Origin of the sequence: Rhizobium rhizoryzae, from assembly GCF_011046895.1 — a bacterium.
Classification (GTDB): domain Bacteria; phylum Pseudomonadota; class Alphaproteobacteria; order Rhizobiales; family Rhizobiaceae; genus Neorhizobium; species Neorhizobium rhizoryzae.
Genome location: NZ_CP049250.1, coordinates 586582 through 608749, shown reverse-complemented (window position 1 = coordinate 608749; position 22168 = coordinate 586582). Strand labels below are relative to the sequence as shown.

24 protein-coding genes are annotated in these 22168 nt (G+C 57.8%); 13 read left to right on the top strand and 11 right to left on the bottom strand.

Annotated elements, in window-relative coordinates:
- The first annotated feature begins 11 nt into the window (after positions 1–11).
- The 8 genes from miaB to trmB all read left to right on the top strand — a co-directional run bounded on the left by miaB (position 12) and on the right by trmB (position 8625).
- Positions 12–1415, top strand: coding sequence for a tRNA (N6-isopentenyl adenosine(37)-C2)-methylthiotransferase MiaB (miaB, locus tag G6N80_RS09110; protein WP_062555202.1), 1404 nt, complete (start codon positions 12–14; stop codon positions 1413–1415).
- Between the two features lie 35 nt (positions 1416–1450).
- Complete coding sequence (locus tag G6N80_RS09105; protein ID WP_062555203.1) at positions 1451–2509, top strand: PhoH family protein; 1059 nt, start codon at positions 1451–1453, stop codon at positions 2507–2509.
- Positions 2510–2523: 14 nt separating this feature from the next.
- Positions 2524–3033, top strand: a complete 510-nt coding sequence (ybeY, locus tag G6N80_RS09100) for an rRNA maturation RNase YbeY (protein WP_165133189.1) — start codon at positions 2524–2526, stop codon at positions 3031–3033.
- A gap of 10 nt (positions 3034–3043) precedes the next feature.
- Positions 3044–4207, top strand: coding sequence for a hemolysin family protein (locus tag G6N80_RS09095; RefSeq protein ID WP_062555205.1), 1164 nt, complete (start codon positions 3044–3046; stop codon positions 4205–4207).
- A gap of 100 nt (positions 4208–4307) precedes the next feature.
- Positions 4308–5909, top strand: coding sequence for an apolipoprotein N-acyltransferase (gene lnt / locus G6N80_RS09090; protein ID WP_165133169.1), 1602 nt, complete (start codon positions 4308–4310; stop codon positions 5907–5909).
- A 147-nt stretch (positions 5910–6056) separates the two neighbouring features.
- A complete protein-coding gene (locus G6N80_RS09085; protein ID WP_062555207.1) occupies positions 6057–6476 on the top strand; it encodes a helix-turn-helix domain-containing protein in 420 nt (139 codons plus the stop codon).
- Between the two features lie 191 nt (positions 6477–6667).
- Positions 6668–7906 (top strand): methionine adenosyltransferase, encoded by a 1239-nt coding sequence (metK, locus tag G6N80_RS09080; protein ID WP_062555208.1) that lies wholly within the window; start codon positions 6668–6670, stop codon positions 7904–7906.
- A gap of 11 nt (positions 7907–7917) precedes the next feature.
- Entirely contained in the window at positions 7918–8625 is a 708-nt protein-coding gene (gene trmB, locus G6N80_RS09075; protein ID WP_165133166.1) for a tRNA (guanosine(46)-N7)-methyltransferase TrmB, read from the top strand.
- Positions 8626–8818: 193 nt separating this feature from the next.
- Here the strand turns inward: trmB and G6N80_RS09070 are convergent, their stop codons facing one another.
- The 4 genes from G6N80_RS09070 to G6N80_RS09055 form a co-directional block, all read right to left on the bottom strand.
- A complete protein-coding gene (locus G6N80_RS09070; RefSeq protein ID WP_062555210.1) occupies positions 8819–9076 on the bottom strand; it encodes a BQ00720 family protein in 258 nt (85 codons plus the stop codon).
- A gap of 43 nt (positions 9077–9119) precedes the next feature.
- Positions 9120–9548 carry an Hsp20 family protein gene (locus G6N80_RS09065; protein ID WP_062555211.1) on the bottom strand — a complete coding sequence of 143 codons (429 nt, stop codon included), beginning with the start codon at positions 9546–9548 and terminating at the stop codon, positions 9120–9122.
- Between the two features lie 156 nt (positions 9549–9704).
- A complete protein-coding gene (locus tag G6N80_RS09060) occupies positions 9705–10604 on the bottom strand; it encodes a ribokinase (RefSeq protein ID WP_165133163.1) in 900 nt (299 codons plus the stop codon).
- Positions 10605–10653: 49 nt separating this feature from the next.
- Positions 10654–11841, bottom strand: coding sequence for a DNA recombination protein RmuC (locus G6N80_RS09055; protein ID WP_165133160.1), 1188 nt, complete (start codon positions 11839–11841; stop codon positions 10654–10656).
- Between the two features lie 123 nt (positions 11842–11964).
- Here G6N80_RS09055 and def point away from each other — a divergent pair, with 123 nt between their 5' ends.
- From def to truA, 3 genes are read left to right on the top strand one after another with little or no spacing between them, the layout of a single operon-like run.
- Positions 11965–12477, top strand: coding sequence for a peptide deformylase (def, locus tag G6N80_RS09050; protein ID WP_062555214.1), 513 nt, complete (start codon positions 11965–11967; stop codon positions 12475–12477).
- Between the two features lie 50 nt (positions 12478–12527).
- Positions 12528–13463: a methionyl-tRNA formyltransferase gene (fmt, locus tag G6N80_RS09045; RefSeq protein WP_165133157.1), complete on the top strand. Its 936-nt coding sequence runs from the start codon at positions 12528–12530 to the stop codon at positions 13461–13463.
- Positions 13463–14221 carry a tRNA pseudouridine(38-40) synthase TruA gene (gene truA, locus G6N80_RS09040; RefSeq protein ID WP_165133154.1) on the top strand — a complete coding sequence of 253 codons (759 nt, stop codon included), beginning with the start codon at positions 13463–13465 and terminating at the stop codon, positions 14219–14221. The genes fmt and truA overlap by 1 nt, the downstream gene beginning before the upstream one ends.
- Here the strand turns inward: truA and G6N80_RS09035 are convergent.
- The 4 genes from G6N80_RS09035 to dapD are packed head-to-tail and all read right to left on the bottom strand — an operon-like array spanning position 14209 to position 17528.
- Positions 14209–14805, bottom strand: coding sequence for a hypothetical protein (locus G6N80_RS09035; RefSeq protein ID WP_062555217.1), 597 nt, complete (start codon positions 14803–14805; stop codon positions 14209–14211). The genes truA and G6N80_RS09035 overlap by 13 nt on opposite strands.
- Before the next feature lie 28 nt (positions 14806–14833).
- A complete protein-coding gene (locus G6N80_RS09030; protein WP_062555218.1) occupies positions 14834–15451 on the bottom strand; it encodes a hypothetical protein in 618 nt (205 codons plus the stop codon).
- Entirely contained in the window at positions 15438–16631 is a 1194-nt protein-coding gene (dapE, locus tag G6N80_RS09025) for a succinyl-diaminopimelate desuccinylase (RefSeq protein WP_165133151.1), read from the bottom strand. The genes G6N80_RS09030 and dapE overlap by 14 nt, the downstream gene beginning before the upstream one ends.
- Before the next feature lie 27 nt (positions 16632–16658).
- Complete coding sequence (dapD, locus tag G6N80_RS09020) at positions 16659–17528, bottom strand: 2,3,4,5-tetrahydropyridine-2,6-dicarboxylate N-succinyltransferase (RefSeq protein WP_062555219.1); 870 nt, start codon at positions 17526–17528, stop codon at positions 16659–16661.
- A 150-nt stretch (positions 17529–17678) separates the two neighbouring features.
- Here dapD and G6N80_RS09015 point away from each other — a divergent pair, with 150 nt between their 5' ends.
- On the top strand, positions 17679–18557 hold the full coding sequence (locus tag G6N80_RS09015) for an LOG family protein (RefSeq protein ID WP_062555220.1): 879 nt from the start codon (positions 17679–17681) through the stop codon (positions 18555–18557).
- 82 nt (positions 18558–18639) lie between these two features.
- Here G6N80_RS09015 and G6N80_RS09010 read toward each other — a convergent pair whose 3' ends face one another.
- Together G6N80_RS09010 and G6N80_RS09005 are read right to left on the bottom strand one after the other, a co-directional pair.
- On the bottom strand, positions 18640–19350 hold the full coding sequence (locus G6N80_RS09010; RefSeq protein WP_062555221.1) for a hypothetical protein: 711 nt from the start codon (positions 19348–19350) through the stop codon (positions 18640–18642).
- 123 nt (positions 19351–19473) lie between these two features.
- Positions 19474–20184 (bottom strand): pyrimidine 5'-nucleotidase, encoded by a 711-nt coding sequence (locus G6N80_RS09005; RefSeq protein WP_165133148.1) that lies wholly within the window; start codon positions 20182–20184, stop codon positions 19474–19476.
- A 99-nt stretch (positions 20185–20283) separates the two neighbouring features.
- Between G6N80_RS09005 and G6N80_RS09000 the strand changes: the two genes are divergently transcribed.
- Positions 20284–21186, top strand: coding sequence for a DMT family transporter (locus G6N80_RS09000; RefSeq protein ID WP_165136990.1), 903 nt, complete (start codon positions 20284–20286; stop codon positions 21184–21186).
- 6 nt (positions 21187–21192) lie between these two features.
- Here G6N80_RS09000 and argB read toward each other — a convergent pair whose 3' ends face one another.
- A complete protein-coding gene (gene argB / locus G6N80_RS08995; RefSeq protein WP_062555223.1) occupies positions 21193–22080 on the bottom strand; it encodes an acetylglutamate kinase in 888 nt (295 codons plus the stop codon).
- Positions 22081–22168: the final 88 nt, after the last annotated feature.

The following is a 22168-nucleotide window of genomic DNA, read 5'->3' as shown; positions in this document are numbered from 1 at the left end:
AAGAACCCGCCATGACCGACCAGACAGCTCTCATCCCGAACCCGGTGGCTCAGGCCGCTGACCGCACCAATGCACGTAAGGTGTTCATCAAGACCTACGGGTGTCAGATGAATGTCTACGATTCCGTGCGTATGGGCGACGCGCTTGCCAGCGAAGGCTATGTCACGACCGATACGGCTGAGGACGCTGACCTCGTACTGTTGAACACCTGTCATATCCGCGAAAAAGCGGCCGATAAGGTCTATTCCGCTCTGGGCCGTTTGCGCGATATGAAGAAAGAGCGCAATGCCGAGGGCAGGGAGTTGATGATTGGCGTCACGGGCTGCGTTGCGCAGGCGGAAGGCGAGGAAATTCTGCGCCGCTCCTCCGCTGTCGATGTCGTCATCGGTCCGCAGACCTATCACCGCCTGCCGCAAGCTCTGAAACGCGCGCGTCAGGGCGAACGTGTTGTCGATACAGACTACGCGGTCGAAGACAAGTTCGAACACCTGCCGGTGCCGGACAAAAAGGTGATCCGCTCGCGCGGTGTAACCTCCTTCCTGACGGTGCAGGAAGGATGCGACAAGTTCTGCACCTTCTGCGTCGTTCCCTACACCCGCGGTTCCGAGGTGTCCCGTCCACTGGCGCAGATACTCGATGAGGCAAACAAGCTCGTCGATGCGGGGGTCCGTGAGATCACGCTGCTGGGGCAGAACGTCAATGCGTGGCACGGAACCGGACTGGACGGTTCAAGCTGGGGGCTTGGCGATCTTCTCTATCGACTGGCAGAAATTCCGGGCCTTGCGCGACTTCGCTACACGACAAGCCATCCCCGTGACATGGATGATCGGCTGATCGAGGCGCATCGCGACCTGCGTGCCCTCATGCCCTATCTCCATCTTCCGGTTCAGGCGGGATCTGATCGGGTCCTCAAGGCAATGAATCGGCGTCATACGGCGGAAGAGTATGTTCGCCTGATTGAACGTATTCGCGCGGCACGCCCGGATATCGCTCTCTCCGGCGACTTCATCGTTGGCTTCCCCGGCGAGACGGATGCCGAATTCGAGGATACGCTGAAGCTGGTGGAAACAGTTCGTTATGCGCAATCCTTCTCCTTCAAATATTCGACACGGCCTGGAACGCCGGGCGCGGAGCTTGGTTCTCAGGTAGCGGAAGAGGTCAAGGCGGAGCGGCTGGAAAGGCTGCAGGCATTGCTCTTGAAGCAGCAGCATGAATTCGCCGAATCATGCGTCGGCAAAGTCATCGATATCCTGCTTGAAAAGCCGGGTCGGATGCCTGAGCAGCTGATTGGTCGTTCCCCGTGGCTGCAATCTGTGAATGTTGATGCAAAATCATCGCAAATCGGTGACATTATTTCTGTACGAATCGTCGGCACCGGACCAAACAGCTTGTTTGCGGAGCGGATTGAGCGTTAAACTCTGACTATCGATCCTGTTGGGAGCATGCCTACTTGAACGGACGTGAACTGGTACAATCCTCATCATCGCGCAACACCCGCACCGCTGCGATAGACGCCAATCACTTCGTTTTGACGTTTGAGAATAACAGGCTGGCAAGCGAACTGTTCGGCCAGTTCGATCAGCATCTGAAGCTTCTCGAAGAACGTCTTCATATCGATGCCCGCGCCCGTGGCAATTCCGTCAGCATTACCGGTGAGCTTCAGGCGACCAATCAGGCGCGCCGCGCTCTCGATTTCCTGTATGAGCGTCTTCAAAAGGGCGGCTCCGTAGAAGTCTCGGACGTGGAAGGAGCCATTCGCATGGCAGTGGCAGCCGATGACCAGTTGACGCTCCCGACGCTCGAGCGGAAGGCGAAGCTTTCCATGGCGCAGATCTCCACGCGCAAGAAAACCATTTCGGCGCGCACTCCGACCCAGGACGCCTATATGCGCGCACTGGAACGCTCCGAACTCGTCTTCGGCGTCGGTCCGGCTGGCACTGGCAAAACCTATCTCGCTGTTGCACATGCCGCCCAACTTCTGGAACGCGGCGCAGTTGACAAGATCATCCTGTCGCGTCCGGCCGTGGAAGCGGGCGAACGCCTGGGCTTTTTGCCCGGTGATATGAAAGAGAAGGTCGATCCTTATCTTCGCCCGCTCTATGACGCGCTCTATGACATGATGCCCGGAGACAAGGTGGAGCGCGCCATTACTGCCGGCGTTATCGAGATCGCGCCGCTGGCCTTTATGCGCGGACGCACCCTTGCCAATGCGGCAGTCATTCTTGACGAAGCGCAGAACACGACATCCATGCAGATGAAGATGTTTCTGACCCGTCTTGGCGAAAATTCCCGCATGATCATCACCGGCGACCCGAGCCAGGTGGATCTGCCGCGCGGCGTGAAATCCGGCCTTGTGGAAGCATTGCAGATCCTGAAGGGCGTCGAGGGTATTTCCGTGATCCGCTTCAAGGATACCGATGTTGTTCGCCACCCATTGGTTGGCCGGATCGTTCAGGCCTATGATGCGCAATATGCCGTGCATGAGGAAAGCGAGGCTGCGGATTCGTAAGAATCCCATTTTCTATGCCTGAACTTGATATACAGATCAGCGTCGAAGACGAGCGCTGGGGTGACGAAGACGGATTGCTGGTAGCGGCAGACAAGGTGCTGGCATTGGCTGCCAGTTATCTTGCACGCCACGAAGAGCAGCCCTTTCCTCCTCACCCCGTGGAGCTTTCACTTGTCTTCACGGACGACGAAACGATCCGCGAAATCAACGCCGAATGGCGGGGTAAGGACAAGCCGACCAATGTGCTCTCCTTTCCTGCATTCCCCATCACGCCGGGCAAGAAACCAGGTCCGATGCTGGGCGATATCGTTATCGCCCGAGAGACCGTCGAGCGGGAAGCGCTTGACCTCGAGAAGCCTTTCGAGGACCATTTGACCCATCTGATGGTGCATGGATTTTTGCATCTGTTCGGCTACGACCATCTGAATGATGACGAAGCGGAACAAATGGAAGCGCTGGAGACTCGCATTTTGGCGGAGCTCGGCCTATCTGATCCCTATGCGGGACAGGACCCGATAGTGTAAACTTGGAACCATGAACGAGATTTCTACCAGCGCCGCGCAGAGCGGCACCGAAGCGGATCAGTCATCTTCTGATGAAGGTGGCAGTCCGTTAAAACGTGAGCCGAGCAGTCGCAACGGCAATTCCTTCTGGGCGAGAGCCATACGGCTTCTGCGCCCGGCGCAAGGCGAGCGGCTCCGCGAAGATCTTGCCGATGCCCTTTTGACCGATACTGCGGTGGGTGCGGCATTCTCGCCTGAAGAGCGCGACATGTTGCACAATATTCTTCGTTTCCGGGAGGTTCGGATCGAGGATGTCATGGTGCCGCGTGCCGATATCGAAGCAATCGATATTACGATGACACTGGGCGAGTTGCTGATCCACTTCGAGGAAACAGGTCGCTCCCGAATGCCGGTTTACAGCGAAACGCTGGATGATCCGCGTGGCTTTGTCCATATCCGTGATCTTCTATCCTATCTGGCCAAGCAGGCACGCAACAAGCGAAAGACCTCCACCGCCAAGACGGTGCAGGTGGATGTGGCGCCGGATGCGGTTTTGAAGGAAAAGCCTGCACGCGTGCCAAGACCGGCCTTCGATCTGGGACGCGTCGATCTCAGCAAGACCGTGGCGGAGGCAGGCCTCATTCGCAAAGTGTTGTTTGTTCCGCCATCCATGCTCGCGTCGGACCTGCTGCGAACCATGCAGGCAACCCGCACCCAGATGGCGCTGGTCATCGACGAATATGGCGGCACGGATGGACTGGTAAGCCACGAAGACATCGTCGAGATGGTCATTGGTGATGTCGATGATGAACATGACGATGAAGAAGTCATGTTCTCTCGCATCGGCGAGGATGTCTGGCTCGCCGATGCCCGTGTCGAACTGGAAGAGATCGCGGAAGCGATCGGGCCGGACTTCGACGTTGCCGAGCAATTGGAAGACGTTGACACACTGGGAGGATTGATCTTTTCGGCGCTCGGTCGCATTCCGGTGCGCGGAGAACTGGTTCAGGCGGTTCCCGGTTTCGAATTTCAGATTCTTGATGCCGATCCGCGGCGCATCAAGCGTGTCCGCATCGTTCGGCGCAAACAGATCGTCGCGCGCCGTCGCTCGCCCAAGGGAGAGCACGAAGCACCGATTTCCGAGCCTGAGGCAGTGGCCTCAACGCCACGCGCCGAAGAGCAGACATCCTCCTGATGATCTTTTGACCCTTTGAACCTTCCTGCTAAACAGTTGGCGGGAAGGCCGCACCTTATCGGCCGAATCGATTCGTTGAGCGGATCCGAAAGGGGTGGGAATGGAGCGTCTGGCGAGTAGGGTCATTCTGCTATGGGGCTTTCGTCGGGCTCTGCTTGCTGTTTTCGCCGGAGCGATCGGAGCTTTGGCCCTTCCTCCGTTCTCGTTTGTCGCAGCCCTGTTCATCTCCTTTACGCTTCTTGTCTGGCTGATGGACGGATGTGCCAGTGCGCCTGGAACCGGCATTCTGGGACGGTGCCGAGCGAGCTTTGCCCTCGGCTGGCTTTTTGGCTTCGGTTACTTCGTCGCCGGGCTCTGGTGGCTGGGCAACGCGCTGCTGGTGGACGGGGATGAATTCGCCTGGGCGCTGCCGTTGGCCATATTTGGTCTGCCTGCATTCCTTGCGCTTTACTATGGCTTCGCGACAATGCTGGCAGGTCTCCTGTGGTCGGAGGGCTTTGGCCGTCTAGCAGCGCTTGCCGTCAGCTTTACGCTTGCGGAATGGCTGCGTGGAATTCTGCTGACCGGCTTTCCGTGGAACGCCATCGGCTATGGCGTCATGCCGATCCCGATCATGATGCAATCCGCGCACGCCATAGGTGTTCTGGGCGTGACTGCCTGCGCAGTCTTTGTTTTATCGACACCCGCACTTTTCGGAACGCGTCGCGGATTGATAACGGGTGTCGTTCTGTCGCTTCTGTTGACCTGCGCCCATTTTGGTTATGGCTATTACCGCTTGAACCAGCCTCTCCTCAACGACCCAAAGGCCTCGAATACGCCTTTCACCATAAGGATCGTTCAACCCTCCATCGATCAGGCAAGAAAGATGGACAGCAGGGAGCGGCAGGCCGTTTTTGAAGAGCATCTTTCACTGTCATCGCAATCCCCGAAGCCGGGCCAGAGAAGGCCGGATATCATTGTCTGGCCGGAAACTTCCGTGCCGTTCCTTCTGACGGAAAATCGCGATGCGCTTTCACGTATTGCAGATGTGTTGAGCGATGGACAGGTATTGATTGCAGGTGTGGTGCGAGCCGAAGGGGGAGCAGCGGGCCAGCCGACCCGCTACTACAATTCGATTTACGCCATTGACAGCCAGGGGCAAATCATCGGTGCTGCCGATAAGGTTCACCTCACACCTTTTGGCGAATATCTTCCCTATGAGGCGCTTTGGAACTCGGTCGGAATCGGCAATATCGTCAATATGCCCGGTGGCTTTACTGCTGGTTCAACCCGCTCGCCCATTACGCTACCAGACGGAAAGTCCCTCTATCCGCTGATCTGCTACGAGGCGATTTTCCCGGATGAAATCACGTCCGATATCGCCAAGGCCTCTTTCGTCCTCAACCTGACGAATGACGCCTGGTTTGGAGATACGCCAGGCCCCTACCAGCACTTCCTGCAATCCCGCCTGCGTGCCGTTGAAACCGGTCTTCCCCTGATTCGTGCCGCGAACAGCGGTATCTCTGCAATCATAAATCCTCATGGTGAAATCTTGCAGGGTCTTGATTTTGGTCAGAAAGGGTTTCTCGATTCCACCATGAGTGGACTTTATGTCTCTGATTGGAACAGCTTTGTACGCAATACCAACTTTTGGTTGATTTTCATATCACTGTTCATGATTGCAGTTATTTCGCGCTTAGGTTACAAAATAAAGCTCAATTGACCGCAAACCCCTAAAATTGCATAGTGCCCGCGCACGTCGTGCCGCCTTATTGCAATCAGCCGTGTGGGCAGCGGATATTAGCAATAACGTATATTTGCACGTTCTGCGGGCTGTGGGGACAATTGAGAAAAAATTAGGACGCGTGAAATGATGGAAAATAAGAAGAAGCCGAATCCGATTGATATACACGTCGGAAGCCGCATCCGACTTCGGCGCACGATGCTGGGGATGAGTCAGGAGAAGCTGGGAGAAAGTCTCGGCATCACCTTTCAGCAAATCCAGAAGTACGAAAAGGGCACGAACCGCGTCGGGGCGAGCCGCTTGCAGAATATTTCGAGCATACTGAATGTACCTGTTTCATTCTTTTTCGAAGATGCGCCAGGTGAGCAATCTTCCGCTCCGGGCGGCATGGCAGAGGCATCGAGTTCAAATTACGTGGTCGATTTCCTTTCCTCGTCGGAAGGTCTTCAGCTCAATCGCGCTTTCGTCAAGATTTCCGATCCCAAGGTCCGTCGCAAGGTTGTGGACCTTGTGAAGGCCTTGGCCGCCGACGGTGATGTGGACTGACGTTGACCACATTGTTCGGGAAGAAGCGGTCGAAAGGCCGCTTTTTTCATTTGAGGCAGAAAAAATAGGGAAAGCTACCCTTCTTAAACCAGACTGTGCCATATAAAGATATATTTATGTGGTTCTGTCCTTGTCATGACGATTGGAAGTGACTAGGACAGTTGCGGTTTGTTCTTGAGGGGAATCCCAGCATGCGCGCCAATTACCTGTTCACCAGCGAGTCTGTCGCAGAAGGCCATCCTGACAAGGTTTGCGATCGTATCTCTGACGAAATCGTGGATCTCGTTTATCGTGAGGCGGCCAAGACGGGGGTCGATCCCTGGAAGGTGCGCATCGCCTGCGAGACGCTTGCGACGACGAACCGTGTGGTCATCGCCGGTGAAGTTCGCCTGCCGCCGAGCCTGATGAAGCAGGACAAGAACGGCAACGAGGTCATCAATCCCTCAAAGTTCAAAGCTGCAGCGCGCCGCGCGATCAAGGACATCGGCTACGAGCAGGATGGCTTCAACTGGCGCACCGCCAAGATCGACGTCCTGCTGCATTCCCAGTCCGCCGATATTGCCCAGGGCGTGGATAACGCCGCCGACCATCAGGGCAATGAAGGGGCTGGCGACCAAGGCATCATGTTCGGTTACGCCTGCAATGAAACGCCGGACCTGATGCCGGCGCCGATCTACTATTCGCACCGCATTTTGCAGTTGCTCGCAACCGCACGCAAGAAGGGCGAAGGCGATGTGGGTAAACTGGGACCTGATGCCAAGAGCCAGGTTACTGTGCGCTATGTCGACGGTAAGCCCACGGAAGCCGTATCCATCGTTCTTTCCACGCAACATCTGGACGAAAGCTGGGACTCGGCCAAGGTCCGCAAGGTTGTCGAACCCTATATTCGCGAAGCCCTTGGTGATCTGAAGATTGCCGACGATTGCAAGTGGTACATCAATCCAACCGGAAAATTCGTCATCGGTGGACCGGACGGAGACGCAGGCCTGACAGGCCGCAAGATCATCGTAGATACCTATGGCGGTGCAGCGCCCCACGGCGGCGGTGCCTTCTCGGGCAAGGATACGACGAAGGTCGACCGGTCGGCTGCCTATGCAGCACGCTACATCGCGAAGAATGTCGTGGCAGCGGGATTGTCCGAAAAGTGCACGATCCAGCTGTCCTACGCGATCGGTATCGCCCAGCCGCTGTCGATCTATGTTGACCTGCACGGCACTGGCAAGGTAACCGAAGACCAGGTCGAGGCGGCTATCCGCCAGGTGATCGATTTGTCGCCAACCGGCATTCGCCGTCATCTCGACCTCAACAAGCCGATCTATGCAAAGACGGCTTCCTATGGACATTTCGGGCGCAAGGCCGGCCGCGACGGTTCGTTCTCCTGGGAGAAACTGGATCTCGTAAAGCCGCTCAAGGAAGCTCTGAAAAACTGAGGATAAAAGCGATGGACTCCGAACGTCGGTCGCGCGCCACCGAGGCGTTTTTCGGCCGGCGCAAGGGTAAACCATTGCGGGAGCGGCAGGCCGACATGATGGCCACCAGACTCCCGGAACTGAAGGTGGACTTGTCCCAGCCCGCACCCGCGGCACTGGGGCAACTTTTTCCAGAGCCTGTTGAGCGTATTCGTCTGGAAATCGGCTTTGGCGGTGGAGAGCATCTCATCCACCGTGCCAAGGAGAACCCGGCAACCGGTTTCATCGGTGTCGAGCCATTCATCAATTCCATGGCTAAATTGCTGGCCCATGTCGAAGAAGCGGGCGTGAACAACATCCGTCTTTACGACGATGATGCGACGGTACTCCTGGACTGGCTTCCCGACGCATCACTGGATCAGATTGATCTGCTCTATCCGGATCCATGGCCCAAGAAAAAGCACTGGAAGCGTCGCTTCGTGTCGCAGGTCAATCTCAACCGCTTCCATCGTGTCCTGAAGCCCGGCGGCCTGTTTTGCTTTGCCTCCGACATTGACACTTACGTCAACTGGACATTGCAACATACCCATTCGCATGGCGGTTTCGCCTGGACAGCGCAAGAGCCAAGCGATTGGCTGACCCCGTTTGCGAACTGGCCCAGCACGCGCTACGAGGCGAAGGCTCGCCGCGAAGGTCGTTCATCCGCTTACTTGACCTTCGAGCGCGTTTCGATCGCTTGAAGTGCCAATCGGTTTGGCTTGGGAAGATCGCAGCGATAAATAACTCTTGGGCAGCCCGTCATCTAAAGCATGTCGCGCAAAAGTGCGCCGCGTTTTCGCGATAACGACATGCGTGAAAACAAAGAGTTAAAGCGTCAGGAGCGAATCTGAAAGATCGCGACGCGCTTTAATACCATGACGGGCCGTTTGCCTCTCAGTGGAGGCTGACGGTCTTCAAGTCGTCTTCCGCTGCCTTGAAAAACGTGCTGGAACGGTTATCCGTCAGAAGGATCGGTGTGCCATCGGCCCCGAAAAGCGCCCAGAGGTCAAGGCCGGGATCAATTTCCGGAGCTTCCGGAAAGCAGCGGCTGACATCTTCAAGGCGCATCTTACGAATGTAACCCACTTCGCCAGCGCCAAGATGCGCAAGTTCGTTGAGTGTCAACTGGGCTGAGGTGTTCTTCAGGAGCATGGACGCCTCCGTCTTACTGATTCTGGCAAAACTGCCACGAAGATCAGTCTGAGACGGAAATATTAATTTTTCGCACCATGCGCTCCGGTTCCGGCCGTACGAGATCGACCGAGAGCAACCCATTCTTCAACCCGGCGCCTGCGACCTGCATCCCATCTGCCAGAACAAACATTCGCTGGAACTGGCGCGCGGCAATACCACGATAGAGATATTCCCTCTCGCCCGGGTCAGCCTGGCGTCCGCGAATGATGAGCTGGTTTTCCTCCACGGTGACGTCCAGATCGTCTTCGGCGAAACCGGCAACAGCCAAGGTGATGCGCAGCTTTTCCGGTTCCCCTCCAATGCTCGGGCGCAGGCGCTCGATATTATAGGGAGGATATCCGTCATTGGCCTTGGTCAGGCGTTCGAGTGTCTTCTCCATTGTGTCGAAGCCCAGGAGAAGCGGGCTGGCAAACGGTGTCATCCGGCTCATCAAACAGTCCTTGAAACAAGCGACCTATTACGCACCCTTACGGCATGCGGCTGTGCGACAGCATATGGGAACTGGGATCGGCAAGTGCAAGCGCCTGTCTGGATCCTGTGATGCAGCAGCCTGCCGACCTTGCCTGCTACAGGAATCTCCCCGGTATCAGAGATGCCCTGCAACGCCGTCCGAAGCGGGAATCGATGGCTGTGCACCGGCTTTCAGGCATGCAAGGGAACCGGCGATGGCCGCGCGACGGAGTGCCGCGGCAAAGTCAAAACCCTGGTCAAGGCTTGCAGCAAGATAACCACAGAACGTATCTCCTGCTCCAACGGTATCGACGGGTGTTATCTTGAGGCCAGTTGCTCTCAGGATCTGCCCCTTGTGGATCGCTACCACGCCATCGGCACCGAGCGTTACCACCAGCGTCTGGCCGGTTCTTTCTGCCATCTGCTGCATCTCAGAAACGCGTTCATCAGCTGAGAGACCAGACCGACCAACGAGGAGTTCGAATTCGGTTTCGTTCGAAACGACGATATCCGCGAGGCCAGCCAGCCGGATGGCGTCATCCGTTAAAGGGGCCGTGTTGAAGATGGTGGTGGTTCCTTGCGTCTTGGCAAGACCAAACGCAGTTTCGATCGCGCCTGCGGGCACTTCCATCTGCATCATCAGGATGTCCCGTTCCGACAGCAGGCAAACACTTTTCTCTGCGTCCTCCGCAGAAACGACCCCATTGGCGCCGGGCACGACCGCAATCATGTTCTCGCCATCACCGCCCACGAGAATGATGGCGGTTCCCGTTGGGTCAGAAACCGGGCGCACCGTATCCAGTAGCACGCCTGCTTCCTTCAGCAAGGCGAGCGCGGGTTCCGCAAAGCCGTCCTCACCCACGGCACCCGCCATGCGAACAGTGCTGCCTGCACGCCGCGCCGCCAGTGCCTGGTTCGCGCCCTTGCCGCCAGCAGCTGTTGTGAAGCTTTGTCCCGCAACGGTCTCGCCCGGTTTCGGCAAACGAGTGGTGGTGGCGATGAGATCCATGTTGATGGAGCCGAAAACGGTAATCATGATATGAGCCTGTCGTGTCGAACTGTTTTGGAGACACTGCCCGACAGCATCAATCCTCGTCAACCACCCTGAGCTTCAGCATTCCCGTTCTGCTTTCGATGCTTTTCGGTTCCACCGTCGTTGCTTCGGCTGGAGTTGATTCGCGCGCCAGGTCGAGAGAGGCAATGCGATCTCCGCGGCGGACAAGCTTGTCCGAGGATGTCAGGATCTGCTCCACGTCCTTCTGCGCCGCCGCGAAGTGGGATTGCAGTTTTCGCGTCCGCTCATCCAGACGACCGAGATCGTCCATCAGGCTTGCGACTTCGCCCTGGATGAGATGGGCCTGCTCGCGCATACGCTGATCCTTCAGCACAGCCTGAATGACCTGAATGGACAACATCAGCAAGGAGGGCGATACGATCACGATGCGCGAGCGTTGCGCCTTGGTCACGCACGCCTCGAAGTGCTCGTGAATTTCGGCGAAGATCGACTCGGAAGGCACGAAGAGAAAGGCCGTCTCCTGTGTTTCACCTTTGAGGAGATATTTTTCCGCGACATCGCTGATGTGCTTTTCTAGATCACGCCGGAATTGTTGTGCCGCGACCTTGCGCAGGTCCGGCTGTGTGGCGTCCCGGAATGCATGCCAGGCTTCCAGTGGAAACTTGGCGTCGATCACCAGCGGCGGAGTGTCGTTTGGCATGTCGATCAGGCAGTCGGGCCGCATTCCATTCGAAAGGGTCGCCTGGAATTGATAGCTGCCCTTCGGCAAGGCATCGGCGATGATGGCTTCCATCCGGCCCTGCCCAAAGGCACCGCGGGTCTGCTTGTTGGAAAGAATGGCCTGCAGGCCAACGACGTCCTTTGCCAATGTCTGGATATTGTTCTGCGCCGCGTCGATGACTGCCAGACGTTCCTGCAATTGCCGAAGGTTGTCGTGCGTAGACTTGGTCTGTTCGACGATGCTGCTGCCAAGCCGATGGGCCATGCCATCCAGACGCTGGTTGACGGCGCGATTGAGCTCCGCCTGCCGCAAGCCGATGGCTTCTGTCATCGCGGAAACGCGTCCCTGCATCTCCATTTGCGCCCGCATCAGTTCCGCAAAACGCTGATCCAATGCCTCTTCGCCTCCGGACCGACGGGCTTGTAAGAGCCAGAACAGCAGCGCGAGCACAGCCACTCCCAGCACGATGAGGAGAGTGCTGTTGCTTTCAACGAGCTGCATGAAACGGTCTGTATTCGAAAAGTCTTGGCTTTGCATGACCGGAAGCTAGCCCAACCGTGTCCAGATAGGAAGATCAAAACAAGAACAAATTGCATTTGCGTTCCTTTTGACGCGTGCAGGGATGTTCCATCTTGCAAAAAGATCGGCTATGGGAGGCGCATGACGATCAAGCCGCTTATCATTCTTCCCGATCCTCTTCTGCGTCAGGTTTCCCAGCCGATCGAGCAGGTGGATTCCGACGTTCTCAAGCTTGCTGATGACATGCTGGAGACCATGTATGACGCGCCGGGCATCGGCCTGGCCGGGATCCAGATTGGCGTTGCGCGCCGCATTCTCGTGGTCGACGTCTCGCGCGAGGATGAGGAAAAGAAGCCGATCGTCATCATCAATCCCGAGATCGTCAGAAGCTCGGACGAGCGCTCCGTTTACGAAGAAGGTTGCTTGTCGATCCCTGAATACTATGCGGAAGTCGAGCGTCCTGCGGCAGTGACGGTCAAGCATGTCGGTCGGGACGGCAAGGAGCACCTGCTTGAGGCTGATGGCCTGCTGGCAACGTGCCTTCAGCATGAGATCGACCATCTGAACGGTGTGCTCTTCATCGATCATATCTCGCGGTTGAAGCGTGAAATGGTCATCAAGAAGTTCACCAAGGCTGCCAAAGCCAAGGTTTGAGCGCGCACGGCGCTGATCTTCAATACGTACCGGTCAGGATGGAGGTCTGAATGGCTCTTCGCATCATCTTCATGGGGACGCCGGATTTTTCCGTGCCGACTTTGAAGGCTCTGGCCAAGGCGGGTCATGAGATCGTTGCCGTCTACAGCCAGCCGCCTCGTCCGGGTGGCCGGCGTGGCTTGGATCTTCGAAAATCCCCCGTCCATCAGGCTGCGGAAGAACTGGGCATACCGGTCTTCAACCCGGTCAACTTCAAGGATCCTGAAGATCGGCAGATATTCCGGGCCTTGAATGCCGATGTGGCTGTCGTTGTCGCCTACGGGCTTCTGCTGCCGGTCGAGATCCTCGAGGGTGCGAGGCTTGGCGCATATAATGGCCACGCGTCGCTTCTTCCGCGCTGGCGTGGTGCAGCGCCCATTCAGCGCGCAATCATGGCCGGGGACGCAAAGACCGGCATGATGGTGATGAAGATGGAAAAGGGGCTGGATACGGGCCCTGTCGCGCTGACGCGCGAGGTCGCAATTGGCGCGACCATGACCGCAGGCGAATTACACGACATCCTTATGGAGCAAGGCGCAGAGGCCATGGTAGAAGCCATGGCTAAGCTGGAAGATGGGAATCTGCCGCTGGTTGCCCAGTCGGAGGATGGCGTTCTCTACGCCTCCAAGATCGACAAGAGCGAAACTCGCATCGATTTCACGCGCCCAGCCATTGAGGTGCACAACCACATCCGTGGTCTTTCGCCGTTTCCTGGCGCATGGTTCGAGGTTGAACTGGGCGGCAGGCCGGAACGTATCAAAGTTCTGTCGAGTGAATTGGCAGACGGAAATGGCCAGCCGGGCGAGGTTCTGGATGATCGCCTGTCCATTGCCTGCGGCTCTGGTGCGGTCCGGTTGAAGCGACTGCAAAAAGCCGGTGGCAAGCCCCTCGACGCACAGGAATTTCTGCGCGGTACCCAGTTGCCGCCCGGTCTGAGGATTGGTTGATGCCACGCTACAAGATGGTCGTGGAGTATGATGGCACGCCCTATGTAGGCTGGCAGCGACAGGAAAACGGTCATTCCGTTCAGGCTGCAGTTGAAGCGGCCATTCTGTCGCTGACCTCGGAAACCGTTGTCATTCGCGGAGCGGGCAGAACGGATTCCGGCGTTCATGCGCTGGGTCAGGTCATTCATGCCGATCTTTCGCGCGAATGGGCGCCTTTCAAACTGCGCAATGCGCTGAATGCACACCTGATGATGGCGAGCGAAAAGGTGTCGATCATCGATATCAATCGGGTGTCTGATGATTTTGATGCCCGTTTCTCGGCGCTACGCCGCCACTATCTCTACCGCATCATCAGCCGTCGCGCGCCGCTGGCGATCGAAGCGAAGCGTGCCTGGTGGGTGTCCAAGGATCTCGATCACGAAGCCATGCATGCGGCCGCGCAGATGCTTGTCGGTCACCACGATTTCACCACCTTCCGTTCGGCGCACTGTCAGGCGGCAAGCCCGATCAGGACACTCGACAGGCTGGATGTGACGCGGCAGGGAGAGTTGATCGAGATCCGCGCTTCTGCCCAGAGCTTTCTGCACAACCAGATCCGCTCTTTCGCAGGAACGCTGAAGCTGGCGGGTGAGGGCAAGATGAGCCCGCAGGATGTTCGCGCCGCGCTGGAGGCCAGAAGTCGTGCGGCCTGCGGGCCGGTCGCTCCGCCGGAAGGACTTTACTTCATGCAGGTCGATTATCCGGATCAGCCGGGATAGACGCCGAGAAAGCGTTCCAGGACGTCGGACAGCAGCAGCGACGGCACGATCAGCACCATTGTCAGCGTCGCAATCGTCAATCCCTGCGGACCAATGATCATGCGAAAGATGCGCGACAGGCAGACGACCAGCGCCACGATCGCACCAAGCCAGATGAGAGCGATCAGGCCGGTCAGTCCGGGCATGAGCACCAGCAAGATGCTGAGCAATCCGTAGAGATAGGAAAATGGCACGGACAGCCAGTTAGCCGTGAAAACAATGGCCGGGAATTGTCGGGCAAGCCCCATTGTGAGAGCCATCAGACCGGCAAGAACGAGCGGCACCAGCCAGTTCGAGGCCTCCAGCAGGGCCATGCGGAAAAAGAATATCCCGCCAAGCCGGAAGCCGGGGGGCATGGTTTCCAGAAAGGCAAGCCGCCACCAGATCCAGGAAAAGCCGATGGCCGGAATGCACCAGACGATGGCCCAAAAGGAGCGCATCATTCCACGGTCGGTAAAATCGACCAGTGCCAATCCTGCCCGGTCGCCTTTGACCAGAAGCCAGAGACCAAGCACGTAAAGCTTCACTTCGGAGAAAGAGGGCAAGAATCACGCCTCGCGATGGAACAGGATTTCACGGATAGGGAATATTGAGTCCCAGAGATATTTCAAGTGTGCGGATGGCCCAGAGCGACGCAGCCAGAACCAGAAGCAGGAAACCGCCACGCTTCCACGCTGGGCCGCCCACGAGTGTCAGAAGAATACGCCAGATGAGATAGAGCGGGATTGCGATTGCTACAATCCAGAATGACATATTCAGCATCCAGGACAGGAGGCCGGTTCCGCGTGTCAAATGTAGGATCGGCTGAACTAGTCCGGCGATGGCGTAAAGCACGGGAACGCTGCCCCAGTTCGCCATGACCACCATCGGCCTCAGTAGTGGACGATAACCAAATGCCAGCCCGAACAGGATGGTGCAGATCAGGACGAAGGCCCAGCTCGCCAGTTGCAGCACCATGGCCTGAAACACAAAGATCACATGTCCGCGTGCAGGATCGGCGAGAACCTCGATATAGGCGGCACGAAGCAGGATTGCGTTGAGCAGGAAGATGGGCAGGCAGTAGGCGATGGCCCAGAAGGAGCGTGTCAGACCCTCATCGGAAATGTCGAATAGAGACAGTCCACGGGCATCTCCACGGGCAATCTGCCACAGTCCTCCCCAAAGGGAGCGGACCTCTTCAAGCCTTGGCATTCTCGAACCATTGCTCGATGAAGTGAGCGTAGATATCTGTCAGCTTTTCCAGATCTGCCACGGCCACCCGCTCATCCACCATGTGCATGGTCTGTCCCACGAGGCCGAACTCCACCACCGGGCAGTAGTCCTTGATGAACCGTGCGTCCGATGTGCCGCCTGTCGTGGAAAGGGCAGGGTGCCTGCCTGTCTTCGCCTCGATCGCCTTGGATAGCGACGAGATCAACGCGTCGTCACGGGTCAGGAACACGTGGCTTGGTCGCTCCGACCAGGTGATGTCATAGCGAATGGCGGGGCGGCCTGCGCGCAGTTCCTGATCAGTGGCAGCTTCGTTCAGCCGCCGGATCAGTTCGGCTTGAATGCTGTCAGCCGACCATGTGTCGTTGAAGCGTACATTGAAGGCAAAGCTTGCCTTGGCGGGAATGACGTTGGTTGCGGAATTGCCTGTGTCGATTGCCGTGACTTCGAGATTGGTGGGCGGGAATTCGGCAGTCCCTGCATCGAGTGGCGGGCTCATCAATGCCTTGGTCATGGCCGTGACAGCGCGAATGGGATTATCTGCCAGATGCGGATAGGCCACATGGCCTTGCACCCCATGCACGGTTACGAAACCTGAGATCGAACCGCGACGGCCGATCTTGATCATATCGCCCAGTTGATCCGGGTTTGTCGGCTCGCCGACAAGGCAGGCATCCCAGCGCTCACCCTTCGCCGCCGCCCATTCCAGCAGCTTGACGGTGCCGTTGATGGCAGGGCCTTCCTCGTCACCGGTGATCAGGAACGAAATGGAGCCTTTCGGTGCGCCATGTGTTTCGATGTGGCGAGCGACAGCGGCGACAAAGCAGGCAATACCGCCTTTCATGTCAACCGCGCCGCGCCCAAACATCTCACCATTGGCAATATCGGCAGAGAAGGGCGGATGCGTCCAAGAGGCTTCATCGCCAACCGGAACCACATCCGTATGACCGGCAAACATCAGGTGCGGCCCGGAGGAACCCAGGCGCGCGTAGAGGTTCTCGATGTCAGGCGTGCCCGGCTCGGTAGCCGTGACACGCTCGACGGAAAAACCCAGTGGTTCGAGCATGGCCGTAAGAGCTGAAAGCGCCCCGCCTTCCTTCGGTGTGACCGAAGGGCAGCGGATCAGCGTCTGCAGGTTCTGGACAGGATCTGTAACAGCCATGATCTCGACAATGCTCACTATGCTCAATCAGTCGCGCAGCAACTCGTTGATGCCGGTCTTGGAGCGGGTCTTTTCGTCGACGCGCTTGACGATGACCGCGCAATAGAGATGCGGCGCAGGCTGGCCATTGCCCATGGTGGCGTTGCCGGAGGGCATGGAGCCCGCAACGACAACGGAATAGGGAGGAACTTCGCCATAGGTGACTTCGCCGGTTGCGCGGTCCACGATCTTGGTGGACTTGCCGATGTAGACGCCCATGCCGAGCACGGAGCCTTCGCGAATGATGCAGCCTTCCACCACTTCAGAACGTGCGCCGATGAAGCAGTTGTCTTCGATGATGGTCGGGCCTGCCTGCATGGGCTCCAGAACGCCGCCAATGCCGACACCGCCAGAGAGATGGACATGCTTGCCGATCTGGGCGCATGAGCCAACGGTCGCCCATGTATCGACCATGGTGCCTTCGCCCACATAGGCGCCGAGGTTTACGAAGGAGGGCATCAGCACGACGCTTGGCGCGATATAGGCGGAGCGGCGAACGACGGCATTGGGCACCGCACGGAAGCCGGCCGAACGAAATTCCGTTTCGCCCCAGTTTTCGAACTTGGAAGGAACCTTGTCCCACCAGGTGGAAGCGCCGGGACCACCCTTCACGACTTCCATGTCGTTCAGGCGGAACGACAGAAGCACGGCCTTCTTCAGCCACTGGTGAACAGTCCAGTTACCGTCTTCGCCGCGTGTTGCGACGCGCAGCTTGCCGCTATCGAGCAGGTTCAGCGCCTCTTCCACGCTGTCGCGCACTTCGCCGCGCGTGCTGATTGAAATGCTGTCGCGCTCGTCGAAAGCCTTTTCGATCAGGGCTTCAAGGGAGGCGTAGTCCTGGCTTGCTGTGCTGGTCATCGGGAAATCCTGCGGCTGTCGCTCGTAACGTGATGGGGTAGGCTCTCTTGCCGACTGGCAAATTGGTGCCTTTTGCTCTAAGCGAGCGCCATCCGGGCGTCAATGCGAATTGGCGCCCTCCGTGATTCGTATCTTGAGGGATTGTGCGCAATGGCGAAAGCAGGCGATGAGAAGAAGATGCGGCGCAAGGATGGTGTATGGGATCCGTTGAAGGCGAGTTCCGTCGACAAGCTGCGCGCCCGTCAGGTTCCCAAGACGCCGCAGTCTGAGTCGCCGTCCTATCGCCTTGCCTATGTGGATGAGGATTTCCTGTGCCGCCCGGAGCTGCGCCCCGTCCGCCTGCAATTGGAACTGCTCAAGCCTGAAATGATGCTGACCGAGATGGGCATCAAATCCACAGTCGTACTGTTCGGCGGTGCGCGCATTCCCGCACCCGGCGCGGAACCCTGGGCTGCCAAGAACGATGTTCAGCGGGACAATCTTAAGAAGGCTTCCGTTTTCTACGAGGAGGCTGAGAAGTTCGCGGCACTGTGCGCCCGCCATTCGGCACTCTCGAATCACCAGGAATTCGTTGTCGTCACCGGGGGCGGCCCCGGGGTGATGGAAGCGGGTAACAAGGGCGCATCGGAAGCCGGTGCCCCCACCATCGGCTTGAACATTCTTCTGCCGCATGAACAGGCGCCAAACCAGTATGTGACGCCGGAGTTGAGCTTCAACTTCCACTATTTCGCCATCCGCAAGATGCACTTCTTGATGCGTGCACGCGCTGTCGTAGTGTTTCCGGGTGGTTTCGGAACTCTGGATGAGCTGTTCGAGGCGCTGACGCTGATCCAGACACGCCGCATGGAACGCGTTCCGTTGATCCTGTTTGCCCCGGAATTCTGGAACCGCATCATCGATTTCGAAGCGCTTGCCAATTTCGGCACCATCGCTCCGGACGATATGGATCTCATCAATTTCGTGGAGACAGCAGATCAGGCCTGGAAAGTCATCGCCGACTTCTACGACCTGAACGGCAAGAAAGAGTAGAGACTGAAAAGGTCCGCTCCCGGCGGCAGGAGCGGACCTCGCAATGCAGCGGCTGGATAGCGCGCTGCGCTACCGGTCGCGATTAAAGCGGCTGGCTCGGGATATCGTCGATGGAAATGACGCCATCCTTGTTGCGGTCCATGCGCTCAAACAGCTTCGTTGCGGCATTGGCAGCTTCATCCTTGCTGATCTGCCCATTTTCGTCCGTATCGACAAAGCGGATGAGGGCAGCTGCCGGCATCATGCCCGGTCCCTTGCGTGGACCATCCCAATCGTCTCTGCCCCCATGATCGCGGCCATGGTCGCGTCCGTGGCGACCTTCCGCCATGTCGTGATGGCCGCCATGCTTTGGTCCATGGCCTGGCTTGCCGTCGGGCTTGCCGTCGGGGCCTGGTGGCGGTGGCGGCGGAGCGTCGGCACCCTTGGCCTGCTCTTCCGGCTTTGCCTGGTCATTTGCAGCCCGTTCAGCCTTGCGCTGCTCCCGGAATTCTTCCATGCGCGCCTTGTGGTACTGGCGAATTTCACCGGGCGTCAGGTTGCCGTCCTTGTTGGCGTCAGCGGCATCGAACAGCTTGGTCTCCCAGGCGGCAACTTCTTCCTTGGTAATCTTGCCGTCCTTGTTCGTGTCGGCGTCTTTCAACAGCCGTACGAATACCAGTTCCTGCATCATCCCGCCACGGGGGCCATGCCCTTCTCTGTCCGGGCGACCGGGCGCGGCGAAGCTTGCAGGCGCCAGCGCGCCCACCAGAAACGTTGCGCCAAGCGCGGCGAGTGCAACTCTCTTGAGTGTCATGTGGGTTGCTTCCTTTCCCTTTGTCTTATGACAACGAAGGTAGGAGCAGAGCCGTTCCGACACCACTTAAAGAACCGTAAGGCTGGATGAAACTTTGGTAATCTCGGTTGTGGCGAGATCAGTTCAACCGCGGTTCAACGTTTGCAGAAATGTCGCAAGGTCGTCGGTAACGTAATCGATGTTCTCGTCGTCTTCGCGCACCTCTTCCCAGCGCTCGATAACGAATTCGCCCAGATTTCTGGGTGCAAGAAGAACCGTCTTCATGCCAAGCGCCCGTGGAGCAATGAGGTTGCGCGGCAGGTCTTCGAACATGGCCGCGTGGGCTGTGTCGATCCGCTTCAACTGCGTGAACTTGTCGTAGGTTTCACCCGCAGGCTTCGGAACGTAATCGGCAGCGACAATATCGAAAATATCGTCGAAATGATCGAGGATGCCAAGCGCGCGGGCCGCAGCCTCCGCATGCGATACGGTGCCATTGGTGAAGATGAACTTGCGTCCGGAGAGAGCCTTGATTGCTTCGCCCAGCTCGGGATGTGGCAGGAGCGCCGAGTAATCGATGGCATGCGCCTTTTCGAGGAAGGCATTCGGATCGATCTTATGATGGATCATCAAACCGCGCAGCGTCGTCCCATGCTCATGATAGTACTGTTTCTGCAGTTTCCTTGCCTCTTCCGGCTCCAGCTGCAGAAGGGTCGCGACGAAATCCGTCATGTTGCGATCGATCTGCGCAAACAGATTGATGTGATGCGGATAGAGCGTGTTGTCGAGGTCGAAGACCCAGTCACGGACATGCGAGAAATCGGCGGGGTCAGGTATGTTCGTCATCTTTGCCATGCGCGCTTTATGCCTTGAGCCGAGGAGAATTGAAAGGGGAGAACGCTTACGCATCCGAGCGGACTTGGCGGCTCATGACCTGCATGTTAGCCCAGCATGATGGAACTCTGGATCCCCATCACCATTGCGGCTGCATTCCTGCAGAATCTGCGCTCTGCCCTGCAGCGTCATCTGCGTTCCAGCCTCGGCACCCGGGGCGCCAGTTTCGTGCGCTTCGGCTACGGTTTTCCGGTTGCCGTTCTCTACGTCGCTGCCCTGCATTTTGTTGGAGGCTATTTTCTGCCGCAGATGAACTGGCCCTTCGTTGGCTGGGCAATCCTCGGTGGTCTGGCACAGATCTACGCGACGATCATGCTGGTCTATCTGTTTTCCTTGCGGAACTTCGCGGTTGGAACTGCCTACTCGAAAACAGAGCCCGTGCAGGCGGCGCTGTTCGGTCTGGTGCTGCTCGGCGAAAGACTTCAGCCGGGAACCGTCCTTGCCATCATCATCGGCGTTATCGGTGTCATGCTGATCTCGGTTGCACGCACGCCACTCAATGCACGCAGTCTATTGGCCGCGCTTTTCAGCCGCACAGCCCTCATCGGCATTGCGTCGGGCGGTGTCTTCGGAATCTCGGCCGTCGCCTATCGCAGCGCGTCTCTGTCCCTGGACGGACCCAATGCCGTGGTGCAGGCAGCCTTCACGCTGGCCTTTGTCACCGGGTTCCAGACGCTCTACATGCTGGTCTGGATGGTGTTTACCGACCGTGCCGAAATCGGCAAGGTCATCCGGTCCTGGCGGTCGTCGGCGCTGGTCGGGCTGGCCGGTGTTCTGGGATCTGCGGGATGGTTTACGGCCATGACGCTGCAGCAGGTGGCCTATGTGAGGGCGCTGGGCCAGATCGAACTCGTCTTCACCTTCGCAGCCTCGGTCTTCCTGTTCAAGGAGCGCATCAACCGGCTGGAAGTCTTGGGATGCCTGCTCATTCTGACAGGCATCCTTGGTCTCATTTTCGTCTGAGCGATATCAGGGAACGATGAGTGTTCCTGCGCCACCTTCTGTGTAGATTTCCAGAAGAACCGAATGCGAGGTCTTCCCGTTGAGGATGACAACGCCCTGGACGCCCGCCTTGATGGCGTCGATGCAAGTCTCGACCTTCGGAATCATGCCGCCGGAAATCGTACCGTCCTTGATGAGCGCCTGCGCCTGCGCAACAGAAAGCTCCTTGATCAGGTTCTTGTCCTTGTCGAGCACGCCTGGCACATCGGTGAGGAACAGCAGACGGTCGGCGCGCAGCGCGCCTGCAATCGCGCCGGCAAACGTGTCGGCGTTGATGTTGTAGGTCGCGCCATCACGGCCCGGAGCAACAGGCGCGATGACGGGGATCATTTCCGACTTCGCCAGAAGGTCGAGCAGCGTACGGTCGACTTCCACCACTTCACCGACGAAGCCAAGGTCCAGAACGCGCTCGATATTCGATTCCGGATCGATCACGGTCTTCTTCGCCTTTTCGGCAAACACCATGTTGCCGTCCTTGCCGCAAAGCCCGATCGCCCATTCGCCCGTCTGGTTGATGAGCGCGACGATTTCCTTGTTGATCGAACCGGCCAGCACCATTTCGACGATCTCGACCGTCTTCTGGTCGGTCACGCGCAATCCGCCCTCGAACTTGGATTCGATCCCCATCTTGGAGAGCATTGCGCCGATTTGCGGACCGCCACCATGCACGACAATCGGATTGACGCCCGCCTGCTTGAGAAGTGCGATGTCTTCGGCGAAAGCGCGACCGAGCGCCGCGTCACCCATCGCATGGCCGCCATATTTCACGACGATGGTCTTGTTCTCGTAACGCTGCATGAAGGGCAGGGCCTGCGCCAGCAACTGGGCCTGCATCTCGCTTTCGGAAGGGGACATGAAAACACCTCTGGAACCTTGGTGCGGCCTTTTAACCCATGTTTTTGACGGAGGAAATAATCCGTTTGAAACAAATGACCGTAAGCGG